Origin of the sequence: Burkholderia sp. Tr-20355, from assembly GCF_017104685.1 — a bacterium.
Lineage (GTDB): Bacteria > Pseudomonadota > Gammaproteobacteria > Burkholderiales > Burkholderiaceae > Burkholderia > Burkholderia seminalis.
Genome location: NZ_JAAGPK010000395.1, coordinates 1 through 993, shown reverse-complemented (window position 1 = coordinate 993; position 993 = coordinate 1). Strand labels below are relative to the sequence as shown.

1 protein-coding gene is annotated in these 993 nt (G+C 72.4%); it reads right to left on the bottom strand.

The window, feature by feature from the left end; all coding sequences use genetic code 11:
* On the bottom strand, positions 1–993 hold a 993-nt coding region (locus G3N62_RS35580), incomplete at both ends, for an FUSC family protein (protein WP_241013305.1).

The window sequence follows — 993 nt, the reverse complement described above, 5'->3', positions numbered from 1 at the left end:
GCGCGAGGTCGCCGATGTCCCGCAGGATCGCGGGGCCCGCGACGCCGGCCGCCCAGATCGTGATGTCGCTCGCGAGCCGTTCGCCCGTCGCGGTCGTCACGGCGTCCGCGCCCACTTCCGCCACGCGGCGCACGGTCGGCTCGCGCGAGGCCAGTGCGGCGAGCGACAGCAGGCTGTCGCCGATTCCCCAGATCGCGAGCAGGTCGCGCATGTCGCGCTCGATCAGCGTCTGCGGCAGGCTGCCCGCGAAACCGAGTTCGCGCGCGAGACGGTCGGCCGTCCGGCTCAGCCACACGCTCTCCGACCAGGCACGCGGGTCGCGTGCGATGCCGGCCAGGTCGCGGCGCACCGCACGATGCAGCCGCCGCCGGCTCGTGCCGGGATCGCCGCGAAACACCAGCGCGAAGATCAGCGCGCCGAACGCGATGCCGAGCATGGTGGCGAGCGCGCTGTTCAGGAACGCGGCATCGCCGATGCGCGCGGTATTGTCCGGCGACGTGAAATTCCAGAAGAAGATCGCGAATGCGCTGCCCATCGCGGCCGTGCGCGGATGACGCATCGCGACGCCGTTGGCGACCAGGAACACGCCGAGGATGGTCGCGAGCATCTCGAAGCCCGACACCGCGGGCAACAGGACGAAGTTGCAGACGACGCCGGCGGCCGCCGCGCATGCCGTGCCTTTCAGGAAACCGACGGCCGCGCGCACCGAGTTCGGCCGCGTCGAGAACAGCGCGCCGACCACGGCCGTGATCGCGACGAAGCCGGCGCCCGACGGCCACGCCGTGACGATCCAGATCGCCGATGCGGCCAGCACCGCGATGAACGCGCGGATCCCGTTGTGCCACGCGAGCACCGGATCGTGGTGAAAGGCATAGCGCACGCGCGAAGGCGGCGGCTCCGGCCGGTCGAGCAGCGCCCGGCTCGCGAACGCGCGCTCGAACCCGGCGAGCAGCGCCGCCAGCCGGTCGAGCGTGAGCAGGCGCGACGTGTCCA